At 56.1% G+C, this 18,088-nt stretch carries 19 protein-coding genes and 1 tRNA gene; 3 read left to right on the top strand and 17 right to left on the bottom strand.

Translation table 11 applies throughout. The annotated features are described in order from the left end of the window. Nucleotides 1–2: 2 nt before the first annotated feature. The 8 genes from hscA to trmJ all read right to left on the bottom strand — a co-directional run bounded on the left by hscA (nt 3) and on the right by trmJ (nt 6,830). Nucleotides 3–1,865 carry a Fe-S protein assembly chaperone HscA gene (gene hscA, locus V6Z53_RS07410; protein ID WP_338584894.1) on the bottom strand — a complete coding sequence of 621 codons (1,863 nt, stop codon included), beginning with the start codon at nt 1,863–1,865 and terminating at the stop codon, nt 3–5. A 51-nt stretch (nt 1,866–1,916) separates the two neighbouring features. Continuing rightward, nucleotides 1,917–2,438: a co-chaperone HscB gene (hscB, locus tag V6Z53_RS07405; protein ID WP_110660597.1), complete on the bottom strand. Its 522-nt coding sequence runs from the start codon at nt 2,436–2,438 to the stop codon at nt 1,917–1,919. Nucleotides 2,439–2,446: 8 nt separating this feature from the next. Beyond that, a complete protein-coding gene (gene iscA, locus V6Z53_RS07400; protein ID WP_003227904.1) occupies nt 2,447–2,770 on the bottom strand; it encodes an iron-sulfur cluster assembly protein IscA in 324 nt (107 codons plus the stop codon). Nucleotides 2,771–2,797: 27 nt separating this feature from the next. Then, the gene (iscU, locus tag V6Z53_RS07395; protein WP_007974006.1) at nt 2,798–3,184 is read right to left on the bottom strand and encodes a Fe-S cluster assembly scaffold IscU; all 387 of its coding nucleotides are present in this window, start codon (nt 3,182–3,184) and stop codon (nt 2,798–2,800) included. Between the two features lie 101 nt (nt 3,185–3,285). After that, nucleotides 3,286–4,500 carry an IscS subfamily cysteine desulfurase gene (locus V6Z53_RS07390; protein ID WP_338584892.1) on the bottom strand — a complete coding sequence of 405 codons (1,215 nt, stop codon included), beginning with the start codon at nt 4,498–4,500 and terminating at the stop codon, nt 3,286–3,288. Between the two features lie 50 nt (nt 4,501–4,550). After that, nucleotides 4,551–5,042: a Fe-S cluster assembly transcriptional regulator IscR gene (iscR, locus tag V6Z53_RS07385; RefSeq protein WP_007903581.1), complete on the bottom strand. Its 492-nt coding sequence runs from the start codon at nt 5,040–5,042 to the stop codon at nt 4,551–4,553. A 238-nt stretch (nt 5,043–5,280) separates the two neighbouring features. Beyond that, a complete protein-coding gene (gene cysE / locus V6Z53_RS07380; RefSeq protein ID WP_338584891.1) occupies nt 5,281–6,057 on the bottom strand; it encodes a serine O-acetyltransferase in 777 nt (258 codons plus the stop codon). 2 nt (nt 6,058–6,059) lie between these two features. Next, complete coding sequence (trmJ, locus tag V6Z53_RS07375; RefSeq protein WP_008025492.1) at nt 6,060–6,830, bottom strand: tRNA (cytosine(32)/uridine(32)-2'-O)-methyltransferase TrmJ; 771 nt, start codon at nt 6,828–6,830, stop codon at nt 6,060–6,062. A 146-nt stretch (nt 6,831–6,976) separates the two neighbouring features. Between trmJ and suhB the strand changes: the two genes are divergently transcribed. Continuing rightward, nucleotides 6,977–7,795 carry an inositol-phosphate phosphatase gene (gene suhB / locus V6Z53_RS07370; protein ID WP_016984379.1) on the top strand — a complete coding sequence of 273 codons (819 nt, stop codon included), beginning with the start codon at nt 6,977–6,979 and terminating at the stop codon, nt 7,793–7,795. A 255-nt stretch (nt 7,796–8,050) separates the two neighbouring features. Here the strand turns inward: suhB and V6Z53_RS07365 are convergent, their stop codons facing one another. The 6 genes from V6Z53_RS07365 to queA all read right to left on the bottom strand — a co-directional run bounded on the left by V6Z53_RS07365 (nt 8,051) and on the right by queA (nt 14,156). Then, nucleotides 8,051–8,602 (bottom strand): glycine zipper 2TM domain-containing protein, encoded by a 552-nt coding sequence (locus V6Z53_RS07365; protein WP_338584890.1) that lies wholly within the window; start codon nt 8,600–8,602, stop codon nt 8,051–8,053. A gap of 120 nt (nt 8,603–8,722) precedes the next feature. Beyond that, nucleotides 8,723–9,637 (bottom strand): protein translocase subunit SecF, encoded by a 915-nt coding sequence (gene secF, locus V6Z53_RS07360; RefSeq protein WP_338584889.1) that lies wholly within the window; start codon nt 9,635–9,637, stop codon nt 8,723–8,725. 9 nt (nt 9,638–9,646) lie between these two features. Then, the gene (gene secD / locus V6Z53_RS07355; protein ID WP_338584888.1) at nt 9,647–11,515 is read right to left on the bottom strand and encodes a protein translocase subunit SecD; all 1,869 of its coding nucleotides are present in this window, start codon (nt 11,513–11,515) and stop codon (nt 9,647–9,649) included. A gap of 64 nt (nt 11,516–11,579) precedes the next feature. Beyond that, the gene (gene yajC / locus V6Z53_RS07350) at nt 11,580–11,918 is read right to left on the bottom strand and encodes a preprotein translocase subunit YajC (RefSeq protein WP_305498975.1); all 339 of its coding nucleotides are present in this window, start codon (nt 11,916–11,918) and stop codon (nt 11,580–11,582) included. 43 nt (nt 11,919–11,961) lie between these two features. Next, entirely contained in the window at nt 11,962–13,077 is a 1,116-nt protein-coding gene (gene tgt / locus V6Z53_RS07345) for a tRNA guanosine(34) transglycosylase Tgt (RefSeq protein WP_160387208.1), read from the bottom strand. 14 nt (nt 13,078–13,091) lie between these two features. Beyond that, nucleotides 13,092–14,156, bottom strand: coding sequence for a tRNA preQ1(34) S-adenosylmethionine ribosyltransferase-isomerase QueA (gene queA / locus V6Z53_RS07340; protein ID WP_150718723.1), 1,065 nt, complete (start codon nt 14,154–14,156; stop codon nt 13,092–13,094). 108 nt (nt 14,157–14,264) lie between these two features. Between queA and V6Z53_RS07335 the strand changes: the two genes are divergently transcribed. Both V6Z53_RS07335 and V6Z53_RS07330 read left to right on the top strand, forming a co-directional pair. Then, nucleotides 14,265–14,349, top strand: a tRNA-Leu gene (locus V6Z53_RS07335). A 159-nt stretch (nt 14,350–14,508) separates the two neighbouring features. Beyond that, entirely contained in the window at nt 14,509–14,838 is a 330-nt protein-coding gene (locus V6Z53_RS07330) for a hypothetical protein (protein WP_338584885.1), read from the top strand. Nucleotides 14,839–14,887: 49 nt separating this feature from the next. Here V6Z53_RS07330 and V6Z53_RS07325 read toward each other — a convergent pair whose 3' ends face one another. The 3 genes from V6Z53_RS07325 to V6Z53_RS07315 all read right to left on the bottom strand — a co-directional run bounded on the left by V6Z53_RS07325 (nt 14,888) and on the right by V6Z53_RS07315 (nt 17,627). Then, on the bottom strand, nt 14,888–15,343 hold the full coding sequence (locus V6Z53_RS07325) for a hypothetical protein (RefSeq protein ID WP_338584884.1): 456 nt from the start codon (nt 15,341–15,343) through the stop codon (nt 14,888–14,890). Nucleotides 15,344–15,709: 366 nt separating this feature from the next. After that, nucleotides 15,710–16,447 carry a retron Ec48 family effector membrane protein gene (locus V6Z53_RS07320; RefSeq protein ID WP_338584883.1) on the bottom strand — a complete coding sequence of 246 codons (738 nt, stop codon included), beginning with the start codon at nt 16,445–16,447 and terminating at the stop codon, nt 15,710–15,712. Then, a complete protein-coding gene (locus V6Z53_RS07315; protein ID WP_338584882.1) occupies nt 16,431–17,627 on the bottom strand; it encodes a reverse transcriptase family protein in 1,197 nt (398 codons plus the stop codon). Before V6Z53_RS07315 ends, V6Z53_RS07320 begins: the two co-directional genes overlap by 17 nt. Between the last annotated feature and the right edge of the window lie 461 nt (nt 17,628–18,088).

The raw sequence follows: 18,088 nt of genomic DNA, 5'->3' as shown, positions 1-18,088 counted from the left end.
CGTTATTCCTCAATCTCATTCAGGTTGCGGCCCGCCAAAGCGGCTTTCACGGTCGAATCCATACGACGGGCGGCAAAAGCATCGGTCACTTGCGACAGACGCTTGGTCTGCTGCTCGATGGCGAAACCATCGGTGCCTTTCATCAGTTCGGTCAATTCCTGCACCTGCATGTCGATCACCATGCGCTCTTCGGCGTCGAGCAGGCGTTCGCCATCGACTTCAAGCGCAGCCTGCACGGCCTCAACCAGACGCTGGGCATCGACCTGCTGCTCGCGCAATACGCGGGCAACCTTGTCGTCGTTGGCGTGTTGGAACGAATCCTTGAGCATCTTGGCGATTTCGCCGTCGGTCAGGCCGTAGGACGGCTTGACCTGGATGCTGGCCTCGACGCCCGAACCCAATTCGCGGGCGGAAACACTGAGCAGACCGTCGGCATCGACCTGGAAGGTCACGCGAATCTTCGCTGCACCGGCAACCATCGCCGGAATACCGCGCAATTCGAAGCGCGCCAGGGAGCGGCAGTCGCTGATCAGCTCGCGCTCGCCCTGCACCACGTGGATCGCCATGGCCGACTGGCCGTCTTTATAAGTGGTGAAGTCCTGGGCGCGGGCAACGGGGATGGTGGTGTTGCGTGGAATCACCTTCTCCATCAGGCCGCCCATGGTTTCCAGGCCCAGGGACAACGGGATCACGTCAAGCAACAGCAGTTCATCGCCATCGCGCTTGTTGCCGGCCAGGGTATCGGCCTGGATCGCAGCACCAATGGCTACCACTTGATCCGGGTCGATTTCAGTCAGCGGCTGGCGACCGAAAGCTTCGGCGACAGCTTCGCGAACACGAGGCACGCGAGTCGAACCACCGACCATGACTACGGCGTGCACGTCTTCCAGCTCGACACCGGAATCGCGAACAGCGCGACGGCAGGCTTTCAGGCTGCGCGCGACCATCGGCTCGATCAGCGCATCGAAGGCTTCGCGGGTCAGCTCGGCTTTCCAGTCGCCGTGGGCCACTTCGACCGACGGGGCATTGGTCAGCGCTTCTTTGGCTGCACAGGCAGTTTGCAGCAGTTGACGCTGCGCGCCCGGATCGAGATCGGCGGACAGACCCGCGCTCTCGATGATCCAGCCAGCAATGGCGTGATCGAAGTCATCGCCGCCCAGGGCGCTGTCGCCACCGGTAGCCAGGACTTCGAAGACACCGCCGGTCAGGCGCAGAATCGAAATATCGAAAGTACCGCCACCCAAGTCGTAAATCGCGACCAGGCCTTCGGCGTGTTGATCCAGACCATAAGCCACAGCGGCTGCGGTCGGCTCATTGAGCAAGCGCAGCACGTTCAGACCGGCCAGTTTGGCCGCATCCTTGGTGGCTTGACGCTGAGCGTCATCGAAATAGGCCGGAACGGTGATCACCGCGCCGACCAGTTCACCACCCAAGGTCGCTTCAGCGCGCTGACGCAGAACCTTGAGGATATCGGCGGAGACTTCCACCGGGCTTTTCGGACCCTGGATCGTCTCGATGAACGGCATGTGCGACTCGCCACCGACAAAGCGGTACGGCAGTTGGTCGCCCAATTGCTTGACGTCGGACAGACCACGACCCATCAAGCGCTTGACCGACAGCACGGTATTCAAGGGATCGGTAGCTGCAGCCAGTTTGGCGGATTCGCCAACCTCGACGCGATCAGCGTGATAGCGCACGGCAGACGGCAGGATGACCCGCCCTTCTGCGTCGGCAAGCGGCTCGGAAAGACCACTGCGCAATGCAGCGACCAGCGAATTGGTAGTGCCCAAGTCGATCCCCACAGCCAGACGACGCTGGTGCGGTTGAGGACTTTGGCCGGGTTCGGCGATCTGCAGTAGGGCCATCGTTATCAGGACTTATCTGTATATCAGGCGTGCGACCGGAGCGGCACTGGGTTAATCGTCGAGGCGCTCTTCTAACTGGCGCACTTCGTAGGTGAGCTTGTCGAGGAACTGCATGCGCCGCATCAGGCGTTCGGCCTTTTCGCGTTGCGCGGCATCGTTCCAGCAAGCTGCGAAGCTTTGGTTCAGTTCATCCTGGGCAGCCTTCAGGCGACGCTTGAAGACGGCAACGCCCTTGAGGTCGGCGCTGTCCTGCAGGTCTTCGAGCTCTTCGCGCAACTCCATCTGTTGCAGAAGAAACTCCGGATCATGCACCGTGACCTCCAGCGGCAGCTCGCCACCATTCAAGGCGAGCAAGTAACGCGCGCGCTTGGGTGGGTTCTTGAGCGTCTGGTAGGCCTCGTTGAGGCTCGCGGATTGCTCTAGCGCCAGCCGCTGCTCACGCTCGGAAGCGTCGGCAAAGCGGTCCGGATGAACACTGCGCGCCAACTCACGGTAGCGCGTAGCCAGCTGGTCGAGGTCCAGATCGAAACTCGGTTGCAGCTCAAATAAAGCGAAATGACAAGGAGTACCCACGACAAGCCTCAGATGTTGAAGCTTTCGCCGCAGCCACATTCACCGCGTACGTTGGGGTTGTTGAACTTGAAGCCTTCGTTCAACCCTTCCTTGACGAAATCGAGCTCGGTGCCGTCCAGGTAGGCCAGGCTTTTCGGGTCGATAATCACTTTTTCGCCGTGACTTTCGAACACCTGATCCTCTGCAACCACCTCGTCGACAAACTCCAGCACATAGGCAAGGCCGGAACAGCCTGTGGTGCGAACACCCAGACGAATCCCTTCACCTTTGCCGCGCCCGTCGAGGGAGCGCCGCACGTGTCGAGCAGCCGCTTCTGTCATGCTGATAGCCATCGGTGACTCCTTACTCGTCGCCAAAAATCAGATCAAGCCTTTCTTCTGCTTGTAGTCGCGAACGGCCGCTTTGATAGCGTCTTCAGCGAGTACCGAGCAGTGAATTTTCACTGGCGGCAGGGCCAGTTCTTCAGCCAGCTGAGTGTTCTTGATGGTTTCCGCTTCGTCCAGGGTCTTGCCCTTCATCCACTCGGTGGCGAGGGAGCTGGAAGCGATAGCCGAACCGCAGCCGTAGGTCTTGAACTTGGCATCTTCGATGATGCCGGCGTCGTTGACCTTGATCTGCAAGCGCATAACGTCGCCGCACGCCGGAGCGCCGACCATGCCGGTGCCGACATCAGGATCTTCCGCGTCCATCTTGCCGACGTTGCGCGGGTTTTCGTAGTGGTCGATGACCTTTTCGCTGTAAGCCATGATTCTCAATCCTCACTCATCAGGGCCGCTCTTGAGACCCTGTAGTTGCGCTGCGTTTACCGCCGCGCTGCTACAGGACCTGTATCCGGCGGCTTCTATAGTTAGTGTGCCGCCCACTCGATTTTCGAGATATCGACGCCGTCTTTGTACATGTCCCACAGCGGCGACAAAGTGCGCAGCTTGGTAACGGCCTCGCAAACTTTCTGCGCGGCGTAATCGATTTCTTCTTCGGTGGTGAAGCGACCGAAGGTGAAGCGGATCGAGCTGTGTGCCAGTTCGTCGTTGCGGCCCAGGGCGCGCAGTACGTACGAAGGCTCCAGCGAAGCCGAGGTGCAAGCCGAACCGGACGAAACCGCCAGATCCTTGAGCGCCATGATCAGCGACTCGCCTTCAACGTAGTTGAAGCTCAGGTTCAGGTTGTGCGGAACGCGGGCGGTCAGGCTGCCGTTGACGTACAGCTCTTCCAGATGCTCGACCTGCTTGTAGAAACGGTCGCTCAAGGCTTTGATGCGCACGTTCTCGGCAGCCATGTCTTCCTTGGCTACACGGAAAGCTTCACCCATGCCGACGATCTGGTGAGTGGCCAGGGTACCGGAACGCATGCCGCGCTCGTGACCGCCACCGTGCATGGTCGCTTCGATACGTACGCGCGGCTTGCGGCTTACGTACAGGGCGCCGATGCCTTTAGGACCGTAGGTCTTGTGGGCAGAAAACGACATCATGTCGACTTTCAGCTTCTGCAGGTCGATCTCGACCTTGCCGGTGGACTGAGCGGCGTCGACGTGGAACAGGACGCCCTTGGAACGCAGCAACTCGCCGATTGCAGCGATGTCGTTGACGGTGCCGATTTCGTTGTTCACGTGCATGACCGAAACCAGGATGGTGTCGTCGCGCAGTTCGGCTTCGATCATCTCCGGGGTTACCAAGCCGTCGGTACGAGGCTCGATGTAGGTCACTTCAAAACCTTCACGTTCCAGTTGGCGCATGGTGTCGAGGACAGCCTTGTGCTCAATCTTGGTGGTGATCAGGTGCTTGCCTTTGGTGGCATAGAAATGTGCCGCACCCTTGATTGCCAGGTTGTCGGACTCGGTGGCGCCGGAGGTCCAGACGATTTCACGCGGATCGGCGTTGACCAGATCGGCCACCTGACGACGGGCGTTTTCGACGGACTCTTCAGCTTTCCAGCCGAACACGTGAGAACGGGACGCCGGGTTACCGAAGTTTCCGTCGACCAGCAGGCATTCACTCATCTTTTGCGCGACACGCGGATCAACCGGGGTAGTCGCAGAGTAATCAAGGTAAATCGGCAATTTCATGGACTATCTCCTAAATCAGGCTGGCTGGCGCGCCGCTTGCTCTGTGGCTGTCATTCGACGGCGGACGCTTCAATCTTGTCCAGGCGTGGCGCCTTGCTGTTGCAACGGCGTTGATCCTGACGCTGGGCTACTTCTTGCACCTCACGGCGAGTCACAAGGTCAGCCAAGCTGATACCGCTCAGAAATTCGTGAATCTGCAGGCTCAGATCGCACCACAAGTGGTGGGTCAGACAGGTGTCACCTTGATGGCAATCACCCTGGCCCTGGCATTTGGTTGCATCGACCGATTCGTTCACCGCATCGATCACCTGGGCGACCTGGATACCCTGCATGTCGCGAGACAGCTGGTAGCCGCCGCCTGGACCGCGAACGCTGGACACCAGGTTGCTGCGGCGCAGCTTGGCGAAAAGCTGTTCGAGGTAGGACAGGGAAATGCCTTGGCGCTCGGAGATATCGGCCAGGGACACGGGCCCGTGCTGCGCGTGCAACGCCAGATCGAGCATGGCGGTCACGGCGTATCGGCCTTTTGTAGTCAGTCGCATGGACAATTACCACGGAGTTCGGAATGGGGCGAGTATGCAATTCCCGAGTATTTAAGTCAACTATAAGACCTAGTACTTTAGTCAGGTTTAGCCGCAAAAGAGCGGCCGCATCATAGCAAAGGCTGGCCGGTTACAGCCAGTGATTGCGCGTTATCGTTCATCGCGAGCAGGCTCACTCCTACAATTGAAATGCGTTCTCCTGTAGGAGTGAGCCTGCTCGCGATGAAGTCGACTCGATCTAGCTGGCCTGACTCTGATCCTTGTCCTTCACGCAGGCGAAGTCTTCTTCACGCAGTTCAGGCAGATCTTTCGCACAGTAGTTACTGCCCAGATCCTTCAGCGCCCCGCACATCCCCTCCAGACGACCATCGACCGCCTGCAAGTGATCAAGCAACTGGTTAATGGCGCGAGCCACCGGGTCAGGCATGTCTTCGGTCACGCCGTAGGCATCAAAACCGATTTTCTCGGCCATGGCCTTGCGCTTGGCATCCTGCTCTTCGTCCGACTTGACGATGATCCGCCCCGGAATCCCCACCACCGTGGCACCCGGCGGTACTTCTTTGGTCACAACGGCATTGGAACCGACCTTGGCCCCGGCACCGACCGTGAACGGACCGAGCACCTTCGCGCCCGCCCCGACCACAACGCCATCGCCCAGCGTCGGGTGACGCTTGCCCTTGTTCCAGCTGGTACCGCCTAGGGTCACACCCTGATAAATAGTCACGTCGTCGCCGATTTCGGCGGTTTCACCGATGACGATGCCCATGCCATGGTCAATAAAGAAGCGTCGACCAACCTTGGCACCCGGATGAATCTCGATCCCGGTCAACCAGCGACCGAAGTTCGACACCAGCCGCGCCAGCCATTTCAGGTCCGCACGCCACAACATCCCCGACAAACGGTGAATCCAGATGGCGTGCATGCCCGGGTAGCAAGTCAGGACTTCAAAAGCGTTACGCGCCGCCGGGTCACGATGGAAAACACTCTGGATATCTTCACGCAAACGCTCAAACATCATTAATCCTTCCGCTTAAGAAGCTCACCACGGGCCGCTTTTTGGGTTTCCGTGAGGATGCCACGCAATATATTCATTTCCGCCCGGCTGACCGAGCTGCGTCCGTACAACCGGCGCAGGCGCGCCATCAAGTGCCGTGGTTTTTCCGGGTCGAGGAATTCGATGGCCACCAGGGTTTGCTCCAGGTGCTCATAGAATCGCTCCAGCTCGTCCATGGTCGCCAGCTCAGCGCTTTTGACCGAGGCCACTTCTTCCTTCTCGACCTTGCTCGGCTGGCCTTGGGCCGCGAGCCAGGACATGCGCACTTCATAACTCAACACCTGCACCGCCGCCCCAAGGTTCAGCGAACTGAACTCAGGGTCTGATGGGATGTGCACGTGATAATGACATCGCTGCAGCTCTTCGTTGGTCAGGCCGGAATCTTCACGACCGAACACCAGGGCGATTTCCGCACCCTGCCCTGCTTCCTCGACCACCTTCGTTCCGCATTCGCGGGGATCGAGCAATGGCCAGGGAATGCGGCGGTCGCGAGCGCTGGTGCCGAGCACCAGGTTGCAGCCGACCAAGGCATCTTCCAAGGTGGCGACGACTTGAGCGTTTTCAAGGATGTCACCGGCACCGGAAGCACGAGCATCGGCTTCGTGATGCGGGAACAGACGAGGCTCGACCAGCACCAGCCGCGACAGGCCCATGTTCTTCATGGCACGCGCAGCCCCGCCGATATTGCCCGGATGGCTGGTATTGACCAGGACGACACGAATGTTTTGCAGCAAGGGAGGCGCTCTCGAACACGATAATCGGGAGCGGAATCTTACAGCGCTAGCTACCGTTAAGCCATGAAAGCGAACGTCGTCCTTCTCCTGTAGAAACTTTCTGATAGAATGCCCGGCTTTCTTTAACAACCTTAGGTGACACATCCATGCAGCCCATGCTGAATATCGCGCTGCGCGCCGCCCGCAGCGCCAGTGAATTGATCTTCCGCTCCATCGAGCGCCTGGATACCATCAAGGTCGACGAAAAAGACGCCAAGGATTACGTATCCGAGGTGGATCGCGCCGCTGAACAGAAAATCATCGACGCCCTGCGCAAGGCTTACCCGAATCACTCGATCCGCGGTGAAGAAACCGGCCTGCACGCCGGCACCGGCATCGAAGGCGAAGAGTACCTGTGGATCATCGATCCGCTGGACGGCACCACCAACTTCCTGCGCGGCATTCCTCATTTCGCTGTCAGCATCGCCTGCAAATACCGCGGTCGTCTTGAGCACGCTGTTGTTCTGGACCCGGTTCGCCAAGAAGAATTCACCGCCAGCCGCGGTCGCGGCGCTCAACTGAACGGTCGTCGCCTGCGCGTCAGCGGTCGCACCAGCCTCGACGGCGCCCTGCTGGGTACCGGCTTCCCGTTCCGTGACGACCAGATGGACAACCTCGACAACTACCTGGGCATGTTCCGCGCCCTAGTTGGCCAGACTGCCGGCATTCGCCGCGCTGGCTCGGCGAGCCTGGACCTGGCCTACGTGGCTGCCGGCCGCTTCGACGCCTTCTGGGAGTCGGGCCTGTCCGAGTGGGACATGGCTGCAGGCGCCCTGCTGATCCAGGAAGCTGGCGGCTTGGTGAGCGACTTCACCGGCGGTCACGATTTCCTTGAAAAAGGCCACATCGTTGCCGGCAATACCAAATGCTTCAAGGCAGTACTGACGGCGATCCAGCCGCACCTGCCGGCTTCGCTGAAGCGCTAAGCTTCCGGCGACAGAAAAAGCACTCTTCGGAGTGCTTTTTTTATGGCTGGAATTTTCCCTCGAAAACACCCCAACCCACTGTAGGAGCGAGCCTGCTCGCGATGGTCGATAACGATAACGCGGGCATTCTGGATAAACACGGCGCCCTCGGGTTTTTCGCGAGCAGGCTCGCTCCTACAGGAGATTGGCGGTGGTGCATAAATCGTGGGCACAAAAAAAGCACCCCGCAGGGTGCTTCTTTTTTAGCTGAGCTACTTACTGAGCCGGCTCGTTCTGAGACAGGATCAACTTGCCTTCCTTATCCACCGGAATCTGGTTGCCTGGATCACGATCCATGCGCACCTTGCCTTCCTTGCCATCCAGCGAATAGCGCACGTCGTAACCCACTACCTTGTCACTGATGTCATTCACCGTATTACAACGGGTCTGGGTCGTGGTGTAGGTGTCACGCTCTTGCATGCCCTCCTGAACCTTGTTACCGGCATAACCACCGCCGACCGCGCCTGCCACCGTGGCAATCTTCTTGCCGGTGCCGCCGCCGATCTGGTTACCCAGCAGACCACCAGCCAGTGCACCAACCACGGTACCGGCGATCTGGTGTTGATCTTTCACCGGCGCTTGCCGGGTGACCGTGACGTCCTTGCACACTTCACGTGGAGTCTTGATTTGTGTCTTGACCGGCTCAACGGCGAGTACTTGCGCATACTCAGGACCGTTATTTTTAACCAGGCTGTAGGTGGCCACAGCACCCCCGGCAGTAACACCGACAGCACCCAATACCGCACCAACCAGCATCGACTTGTTCACATGAACCTCCTGACCATCACATGCGGAACATGTCCGCGCTTCTCCCAGCCTTGGAGCATAAAAAAAGGCGCGAGTTCAACTCGCGCCTTTTTCGGCTGACTACTGGAAACGCGATGGCCGTTATGGACGGTCGTCGACTTCCTTCTCGGTATTCGCCGGAGGAATCAGGTCTTCAGTGCTCAGGTTCAGCCAGATCAGCACCACGTTCGCGATGTAGATCGACGAGTAAGTACCCGCCAGAACACCGATGAACAGGGCGATGGAGAAGCCGAACAGGTTATCGCCACCAAAGAACAACAGTGCCGCAATTGCCAGCAAAGTGGAGATCGACGTCGCCATGGTCCGCAGCAGAGTTTGCGTGGTCGAGATGTTGATGTTCTCGATCAGGCTGGCCTTGCGCAGCACACGGAAGTTCTCGCGAACCCGGTCGAATACCACGATGGTGTCGTTGAGCGAGTAACCGATGATCGCCAGTACCGCCGCCAGCACCGTCAGGTCGAAGGTGATCTGGAAGAACGACAGGATACCGATGGTCACGATCACGTCGTGGATCAGGGAAACGATCGCACCGACCGCAAACTTCCACTGAAAGCGGAAAGCCAGGTAGATCAGGATGCCGCCCAGCGCCATCAGCATGCCGAGGCCGCCCTGGTCGCGCAGTTCTTCACCCACCTGCGGGCCGACGAACTCGACGCGCTTGACCGTCGCCGGGTTGTCGCCACCGACCTTCAGCAGCGCTTCTGCCACTTGATGACCCAACTGAGGATCCTCACCCGGCATGCGCACCAACAAATCGGTAGTCGCACCGAAGCTCTGCACGATGGCCTCGTGATAACCCGAAGTGGCCAGTTGCTCACGCACCTTGGTGACATCGGCCGGACGCTCGTAGGTCAGCTCGATGAGCGTACCGCCGGTGAAGTCCAGACCCCAGTTCATGCCCTTGGTGGCGACGCTGAACAAGGCCAGCGCGGTAAGGAACAATGTGACGCCGAACGCGAAGTTGCGAACGCCCATGAAGTTGATTGTACGTAACATGGCAGCCCCTTAAATCCACAACTTCTTGAAGTCACGACCGCCGAAGATCAGGTTGACCATCGCGCGGGTCACCATGATGGCCGTGAACATCGAGGTAAAGATCCCGAGGGACATGGTCACTGCGAAGCCTTTGACCGGGCCGGTGCCCATCGCAAAGAGAATCCCGCCGACCAACAGTGTTGTCAGGTTGGCGTCGAGAATCGCGGTGAATGCCCGGCCGAAGCCTTCGTTGATTGCCCGTTGTACGGTCATGCCAGCGGCGATCTCTTCACGAATCCGCGAGAAGATCAGCACGTTGGCGTCGACCGCCATACCCATGGTCAATACGATACCGGCGATACCCGGCAGGGTCAGCGTTGCACCCAGCAGCGACATCAGAGCCAGCAGCAGCACCATGTTCACCGCCAGCGCGACGGTAGCGATGATGCCGAAGAAGCGGTAGATGGCGATGATGAACAGCGAGACGAACAGCATGCCCCACAACGATGCGTCGATACCTTTGACAATGTTGTCGGCACCCAGGCTTGGACCAATGGTGCGCTCTTCAGCGAAGTACATCGGTGCAGCCAGACCACCGGCACGCAGCAGCAACGCCAGTTCGGACGACTCGCCCTGGCCGTTCAAGCCAGTGATACGGAACTGAGCACCCAGCGGCGACTGAATGGTCGCCAGGCTGATGATCTTCTTCTCTTCCTTGAAGGTCTGAACCGCTACGTCTTTCTCTACGCCGTTGACCATCTGCTTGGTGTAGGTGGTCACCGGACGCTGCTCGATGAAGATCACCGCCATGCTACGGCCAACGTTCGAACGGGTTGCGCGGCTCATCAGCTCGCCACCGTGGCCATCCAGACGGATGTTCACTTCTGGCGTACCGTGCTCGCCGAAGCCAGCCTTGGCGTCAGTCACCTGGTCACCAGTGATGATCAGACCACGCTCGATCAACGCAGGAGGACGCTTGCCTTCACGGAATTCGAATTCTTCGGAAGTAGCTTTCGAAGCGCCAGGCTCAGCGGCCAGACGGAACTCAAGGTTTGCCGTCTTGCCGAGGATACGCTTGGCTTCGGCGGTGTCCTGCACGCCCGGCAGCTCAACCACGATGCGGTTGGCGCCCTGACGCTGGACGATTGGCTCGGCAACACCCAGCTCGTTGACGCGGTTACGTACCGTGGTCAAGTTCTGCTTGATGGAGTATTCACGGATTTCCGCCAGCTTGGCCGGGGTCATCGCCAGACGCAGTACCGGCTGGCCATTCAGGTCGGCCGGAACAATGTCGAAATCGTTGAAATTCTTGCGGATCAGGCTGCGGGCCTGTTCGCGGCTGTCTTCATCAGAGAAGCCCAGCTGAATGGCACCGCCCACTTGCGGCAGGCTGCGATAGCGCAGTTTCTCTTTACGCAACAGGCTCTTGACGTCGCCTTCGTAGACTTTCAGGCGTGCGTCGAGGGCTTTGTCCATGTCCACTTCCAGCAGGAAGTGCACACCACCGGACAAGTCCAGACCCAGCTTCATCGGGTGCGCAGCGAGGTTGCGCAGCCATTGCGGGGTGGTTTGCGCCAAGTTCAGCGCGACGACGTAGTCATCACCCAATGCCTTACGCACAACGTCCTTGGCCGGCAGCTGATCTTCAGCCTTGGTCAGGCGAATCAGCCCGCCCTTGCCGCCGGCAGCCAAAGTGGCAGCCTTGACGTTGATCCCGGATTCCTTGAGCGCAGCGCTCACGCGATCCAGATCAGCCTGATTGACTTGCAGCGCAGTGCTTGCACCGCTGACCTGAATGGCCGGGTCATCAGGATAAAGATTGGGAGCGGAATAAATCAGACCAATCGCCAGCACCGCCAGGATCAGAATGTATTTCCACAGAGGATATTTGTTCAGCATCACGCCGCCCGTTTATGACGCGGGGCGCCTTGCGCGCCCCGTCGATTGAATATGAAGTTGAAACTTAGATCGCTTTCAGCGTGCCTTTTGGCAGCGTGGCGGCGATGGCGCCTTTCTGGAATTTCATTTCGACGGTGTCGGAAACTTCCAGAACAACGAAATCGTCAGCCACTTTGGTGATCTTGCCAGCGATGCCGCCGGTGGTCACAACTTCGTCGCCTTTTTGCAGGCTGCCCAGCAGGTTTTTCTGCTCTTTGGCGCGTTTGGCCTGTGGACGCCAGATCATCAGGTAGAAGATGACCAGGAAGCCGACCAGGAAAATCCACTCGAAACCGCCGCCCATTGGGCTGGCAGCAGCAGGTGCAGCGGCGTCAGCCATGGCGTTAGAGATAAAAAAGCTCATTTAGCACTCCAGTTGCAAATGTTGAATCTTGGGGTCAGAAAACTCAGTCCAAAGGCGGAACAGGTAACCCGCGTTTGGCGTAGAAGGCATCGACAAAGGCGGCCAATGTACCCTGTTGAATAGCCTCGCGCAAACCAGCCATAAGCACTTGATAATGACGCAAGTTATGGATGGTATTGAGCATGCTTCCCAGCATTTCGCCGCACTTGTCCAGGTGATGCAGATAAGCGCGGGAGAAGTTCTGGCAGGTATAGCAATCGCAGGTCGGATCGAGCGGCGAATCATCATGGCGATGGAACGCGTTTCGGATCTTCAGCACGCCGGTATCAATGAACAGATGCCCATTGCGGGCATTACGGGTTGGCATCACGCAATCGAACATGTCCACACCGCGGCGCACACCCTCAACCAAGTCTTCCGGTTTGCCAACGCCCATAAGGTAACGAGGTTTGTCAGCCGGCATCATGCCCGGCAGATAATCCAGCACCTTGATCATCTCGTGCTTGGGCTCGCCCACCGACAGGCCACCGATGGCCAGGCCGTCAAAGCCGATCTGGTCGAGGCCTTCCAGGGAGCGCATGCGCAAGTCCTGGTGCATGCCGCCCTGAACGATGCCGAACAACGCCGCCGTGTTCTCGCCATGGGCTTCTTTCGAACGCTTGGCCCAACGCAGGGACAATTCCATGGAAATACGGGCAACGTCTTCGTCGGCCGGGTACGGCGTGCATTCGTCGAAAATCATCACGATGTCGGAGCCCAGGTCGCGCTGGACCTGCATCGACTCTTCCGGCCCCATGAACACCTTGGCGCCGTCGACCGGGGAAGCGAAGGTCACGCCCTCCTCCTTGATCTTGCGCATGGCGCCCAGGCTGAACACCTGGAAACCGCCGGAGTCGGTCAGAATCGGGCCTTTCCACTGCATGAAATCGTGCAGGTCGCCGTGCTTCTTGATCACTTCCGTGCCCGGGCGCAGCCACAGGTGGAAGGTGTTGCCCAGAATGATTTCAGCGCCAGTCGCCTCGATATCCCGTGGCAGCATGCCCTTGACCGTGCCGTAGGTGCCCACCGGCATGAAGGCCGGGGTCTCGACGGTACCGCGCGGGAAGGTCAAACGACCGCGACGAGCCTTTCCATCAGTGGCCAGCAGCTCGAAAGACATACGACAGGTGCGACTCATACAGTTTCCTCGGGGCCCGATTCTTTAGGGGCAGTCGGCGCAGGATTACGCGTGATGAACATCGCATCACCGTAGCTGAAAAAGCGGTATCCGTTGTCGACCGCGGCCTTGTAGGCAGCCATGGTTTCGGGATAACCGGCGAACGCCGAAACCAGCATCAACAGCGTGGATTCGGGCAAATGGAAGTTGGTGACCAGGGCATCGACCACATGAAACGGCCGGCCAGGGTAAATGAAAATGTCTGTATCGCCGCTGAACGGCTTGAGCACGCCATCGCGGGCGGCGCTTTCCAGGGAACGCACGCTGGTGGTCCCCACGGCCACCACGCGACCACCGCGAGCGCGGCAGGCAGCCACGGCATCGACCACATCCTGGCCGACTTCCAGCCATTCAGTGTGCATGTGGTGGTCTTCAAGCTTCTCGACGCGCACCGGCTGGAACGTGCCTGCGCCGACGTGCAGGGTGACGAACGCGGTCTCGACGCCCTTGGCGGCAATCGCCTCCATCAGCACCTGATCGAAATGCAGCCCCGCCGTCGGCGCCGCCACCGCGCCCAAACGCTCGGCGTAGACGGTCTGGTAACGCTCACGGTCGGCGCCTTCATCCGGGCGGTCTATATAAGGAGGCAGCGGCATGTGCCCGACGCGGTCGAGCAGCGGCAACACCTCTTCAGCAAATCCCAGCTCGAACAACGCATCGTGCCGCGCCAGCATCTCGGCCTCGCCACCGCCGTCGATGAGGATCTTCGACCCTGGCTTGGGCGACTTGCTGGAACGCACATGGGCCAGCACGCGATGACTGTCGAGCACCCGCTCCACCAGGATTTCCAGCTTGCCGCCGGAAGCCTTCTGGCCAAACAGCCGCGCCGGAATCACCCGGGTATTGTTGAACACCATCAAATCGCCGGGGCGCAAATGCTCCAGCAAATCAGTGAATTGACGGTGTGCCAGGGCGCCGCTGACCCCATCCAGGGTCAGCAGTCGACTATTGCGCCGCTCGGCCAGCGGATGGCGGGCGATCAGCGAATCAGGGAGCTCAAAAGTAAAGTCAGCAACGCGCATGATGGGGTGTCGTCTAGCAGGGCCGGGAAGTCTAGCGGAAATATCAAAAATTCTCCATGTACCTGATTGACCAGCGGTTATCTCATCTCTATACTTCGCCGCCATTGAGCCCTGATGGCGGAATTGGTAGACGCGGCGGATTCAAAATCCGTTTTCGAAAGGAGTGGGAGTTCGAGTCTCCCTCGGGGCACCAAAATTAAGAAAGGTCTTGCTTAGCAAGGCCTTTTTTTTCGCCCGCGATAATGTGCCTGGCCCACCACACACCCTGTGGGAGCCAGCCTGCTGGCGATGCTTTTGCCCCTTGCCCTTACACACCACCCGCACCGCCAGAACATTTCACAAGGATTCCCCCATGGAATTGCACCTGGAAACCGTCGCCCTCTTCTCCCTCAAACTGGCTTATGAAGCGGAAGGTTCAAGCCCGATTTTGCGGGATGATTTGGTGATGGGGGATTACCAGCGGGATGTGTTTGAGTTGCTGGTGCGGCGGGGGGATGTTGAGGGGATTCAGGTGAAGGTGGATGAGTGCATGGGGTTGGCGCTGGAAGCGCTAGGTGGTGTGGATAAACCGCTAGGGCGAGAACTGAAACGGCTGATCGATGAATTCGAAAGCATCCAAACGATAGATCAAATGAATACGCCGCTAATCGCAATCAAGGACTACTTAAAAACCGTACTGTAAACAGTGGCTGGAAAATTAATATGACCCGCCACGTTCACAAGGTATTTAATTATCTGGACTGCACCATTACCGTCGGGCGACTCTGAAACTCAGCCTTAGACTGATACTTAACATTTTCCATTAAAGCTTTGTATGTCTCAGAATCTTTGATAGGGCCCGCCATGTTCTCTGCGAAATAAAGAGGCCCTTCCACCGACTGCAGAATGATGGAGTAGCGCAAATTCGGGCCGAATACAGAGTCCGAATCTTCAGCCGCGAAGGTCGCTGCAGTTTGCTCTCCCGGCTTTAAGGTTTTCGGCAGACCGTACGCTTCTGTCGTAGCTAATTGCCCACTCAGCGTCTGGCTGAAGCTAGACTCCGGGTTAAATACTACAACTGAGACTGCGGGTAAAAATGTCAACGATGTTTGGCCGGAATTCTGGATCGTAACTACAAACGTGGCAGCTCGATGTTTATCCCCCTCCTTAAAATTTGGCCGAGTCAAACTCAGCTGTGTATAGATCATGGGAGCTCCCTTCATGTAGCTACGATATTCCTGATACGTACTAAGTCCAGCGCCCCAAACTCCGAAAATAACCGCAAAAATAATCCCAATTTTTTGCCAAGCCTCAGTCGACCACCCGTTCACAACGAACTCCTTTTTTAAAATTAACTACATTGAAGTTACGTATTTAGGGAGGAAACCAGAAAAAAGGCGCCCTAATTCCCTCCATAGCTTTAGAGAAAAAAATTCTGCACAGACAAGGCAGACCAACTAATTCGACTTAGAGCACGAAGAGGCTTCAAGACAACAAAGGGACAGATTGATTTATCTTAGCCGAAAATAAACTCATCCCCTTTTCCTTTTTCCTTTTTCTTTTTTCCTTTTACCCTATCTATAAATCCTCAAACTAACTACCAACTCTGGCAATGAACCGCAAAACGAGCCATTAACGCTATCCAACAAAGATAATACTTGAGTCTCAATCTCATAAAAATCTTTTTTTGGCATATACTGCAAAGTAAACCCTAACTGTTTCAGAACCGCAATCATTCGAGCCTGATGTTCCTGATAGATAAACGCCCCGCCAAAAGCCTTAGTAGCTTTAAGATTTGAGGCCGCAATTTCGGAGTTTAAAGAACTAATAAACGATAGGTAAGGAGAAGAAATGGTCATAACGCCACCTCTCGACCCTTCATAAATCATAGAATACAATTTATGAATATCAAACGAGGATAGTACAAGTGCATCTCGCTTCCTTACCTCCTCAATAAAAAAAGCCTGGAAGAGTGTCAAATGAGAAATATGATTTGCGAAACGCGAGGATGCCACACTAGACAAATAACTTAGGAGTGCCACTACAATACCGCCGATAGTAGCAACAAAAACAATCAAATCCACCGTTAACTTTGCAAGGTAAACAGCTGAACTAATTTTCGCAAAAAACAAAATAAAGCAATCATCCCTAAAGCAGAACGGCAAGGAGAAGACCCCACCGGCGACTCCAACCAAAACAAACAAGCATATCGAAAGTGCAAAACCAATAGCCCCTATTGAAATCAACAAAATAATCAGTCGTTTCAATGAAGGATTGAGCCCTACCCACAAATCTCTAGCGTCCACTTTCATCAGGTCGCAGCCTTTTCAATTTCGCCCTCAAAACAATTGTTGTCTTTTGATAGGTTCTACCCAAAACAATCAAACGTTCCAAAACGCGATAGTACCGCCCTCGATACCAATGAGTTGCATTCTTCGAATCGTGATCCCTCTCTAATCTAGCCACCATATCTTTGGCACGGTTGACATCGCGCCGTGAAGGTAGCGGCTTTACTTGATTTAAACGCGCAAGAAGCTTTTTATGCTGCCCATGGCCCACACGCAACAGTTTATTGACCCGCCCCATACACCTATTGAAATCATGCCTATACAAATGAGAGGTTCGATAGTTAGGCTCTCGAGCCAAAGACTCAACATTCTGGACAGCTGCTCTAATACGACCAACCTCGTCAGCCGGAAGTCTTGGGGATGAAAAACAAACTCTTAAGCCATGCACCGTCAGCGGTTCGGTTGAAGTTCGATATACTTTTGTTTTACGCTCATTAATCGGCAAATCTTTAGCTACCAGCATATCGCCGACGATTTTTAAGGCATATGAAAAGTCCGTAGCTAAGGCTTGTGAAGAAACAGTTATATCATCAACCAGCCTAGTGTAAACCAAACCTTTTCTCCGCAACCGCTCTACTACAGCCCCCTCAACATCGTACAAACATAAGGACGCAATATAACTTGACGTTAAAGCTCCCTGCACCAAGTGAGATCTATGACAGCAAATATGTGCCAAGATACTAGACACCTCATCAGTGTACTTTAGAAAGTCATTGAAAATACTATAAACAATATCCTGATGAATATTGTCAAAAAAACTAGAGACGTCTATTTTCAAAAGACTTTTAGCACCACAATGCCTTGCAGCACACGAAACGTAGTCCTTGCTTAACTTCTTCCCAGCCGAATCTTTTTGATTGGGAATAGACCCATACAAATGATCCGGCCACCTAATCACATAATAATTAGAGAAGATCGTATCGTTGATTTTTTTCTGGACACGACGAAGAAGATGGTGAGGATTATAAATCGGACGTGACTCCCCACCAGCTTTCCTTACAGTTTCGATTTTTGTGTATCGCTGATCTTCAGAAAGGCCTAGAACTTCATCTAGAAGTGCCGACTCTATACGCAAAATCGAGCACAGATTTTCTTTCGTGGAAATCGATCTTGACGAAATTTTTATTGGATTTGATAGTTCCATATCCTATCCATAGGAATAAATGTGGGCCAAACCAACCCAATACAAAGGGTCAAGAGAAAGATGTTGCTTTCATCGAAACCATCCGCTGAGAACCACCATCTTTCTCATAGTTGGCCCACCGTGAAGCACTCCAGCGGGACGCGGGGGTCGGAGACTGCCGAGGCCGTCTCCCCTTCTGTTCAACGCCTGAACGTTGAATGCTCGAACATCCGAGCTAATCAGCAGATGTCTAATTTCGATTGCCGCAAATAAGCGGTACGCTTACGCCAGAGCAAAATACCCTTTATTTGCAATGGATGGCAATACGGAATCATCTATTGTTTCGCTATAAAAATTAATTGTATTTAAAATCATACTCATACACAAAAAACCGTTTATAGATCGCAACCTTAAGCCCACAATTTCCAGCTGCAGAGCTTGAGCTAGGAGCGCTCAAAGGTTGCAGGGAACGGGTCCGCACG

Source organism: Pseudomonas sp. MAG733B, assembly GCF_036884845.1.
In the GTDB taxonomy this organism is placed as follows: domain Bacteria; phylum Pseudomonadota; class Gammaproteobacteria; order Pseudomonadales; family Pseudomonadaceae; genus Aquipseudomonas.
Note: the sequence above shows the minus strand (reverse complement) of the source record. Positions and strands in the feature narration are given on the sequence as shown.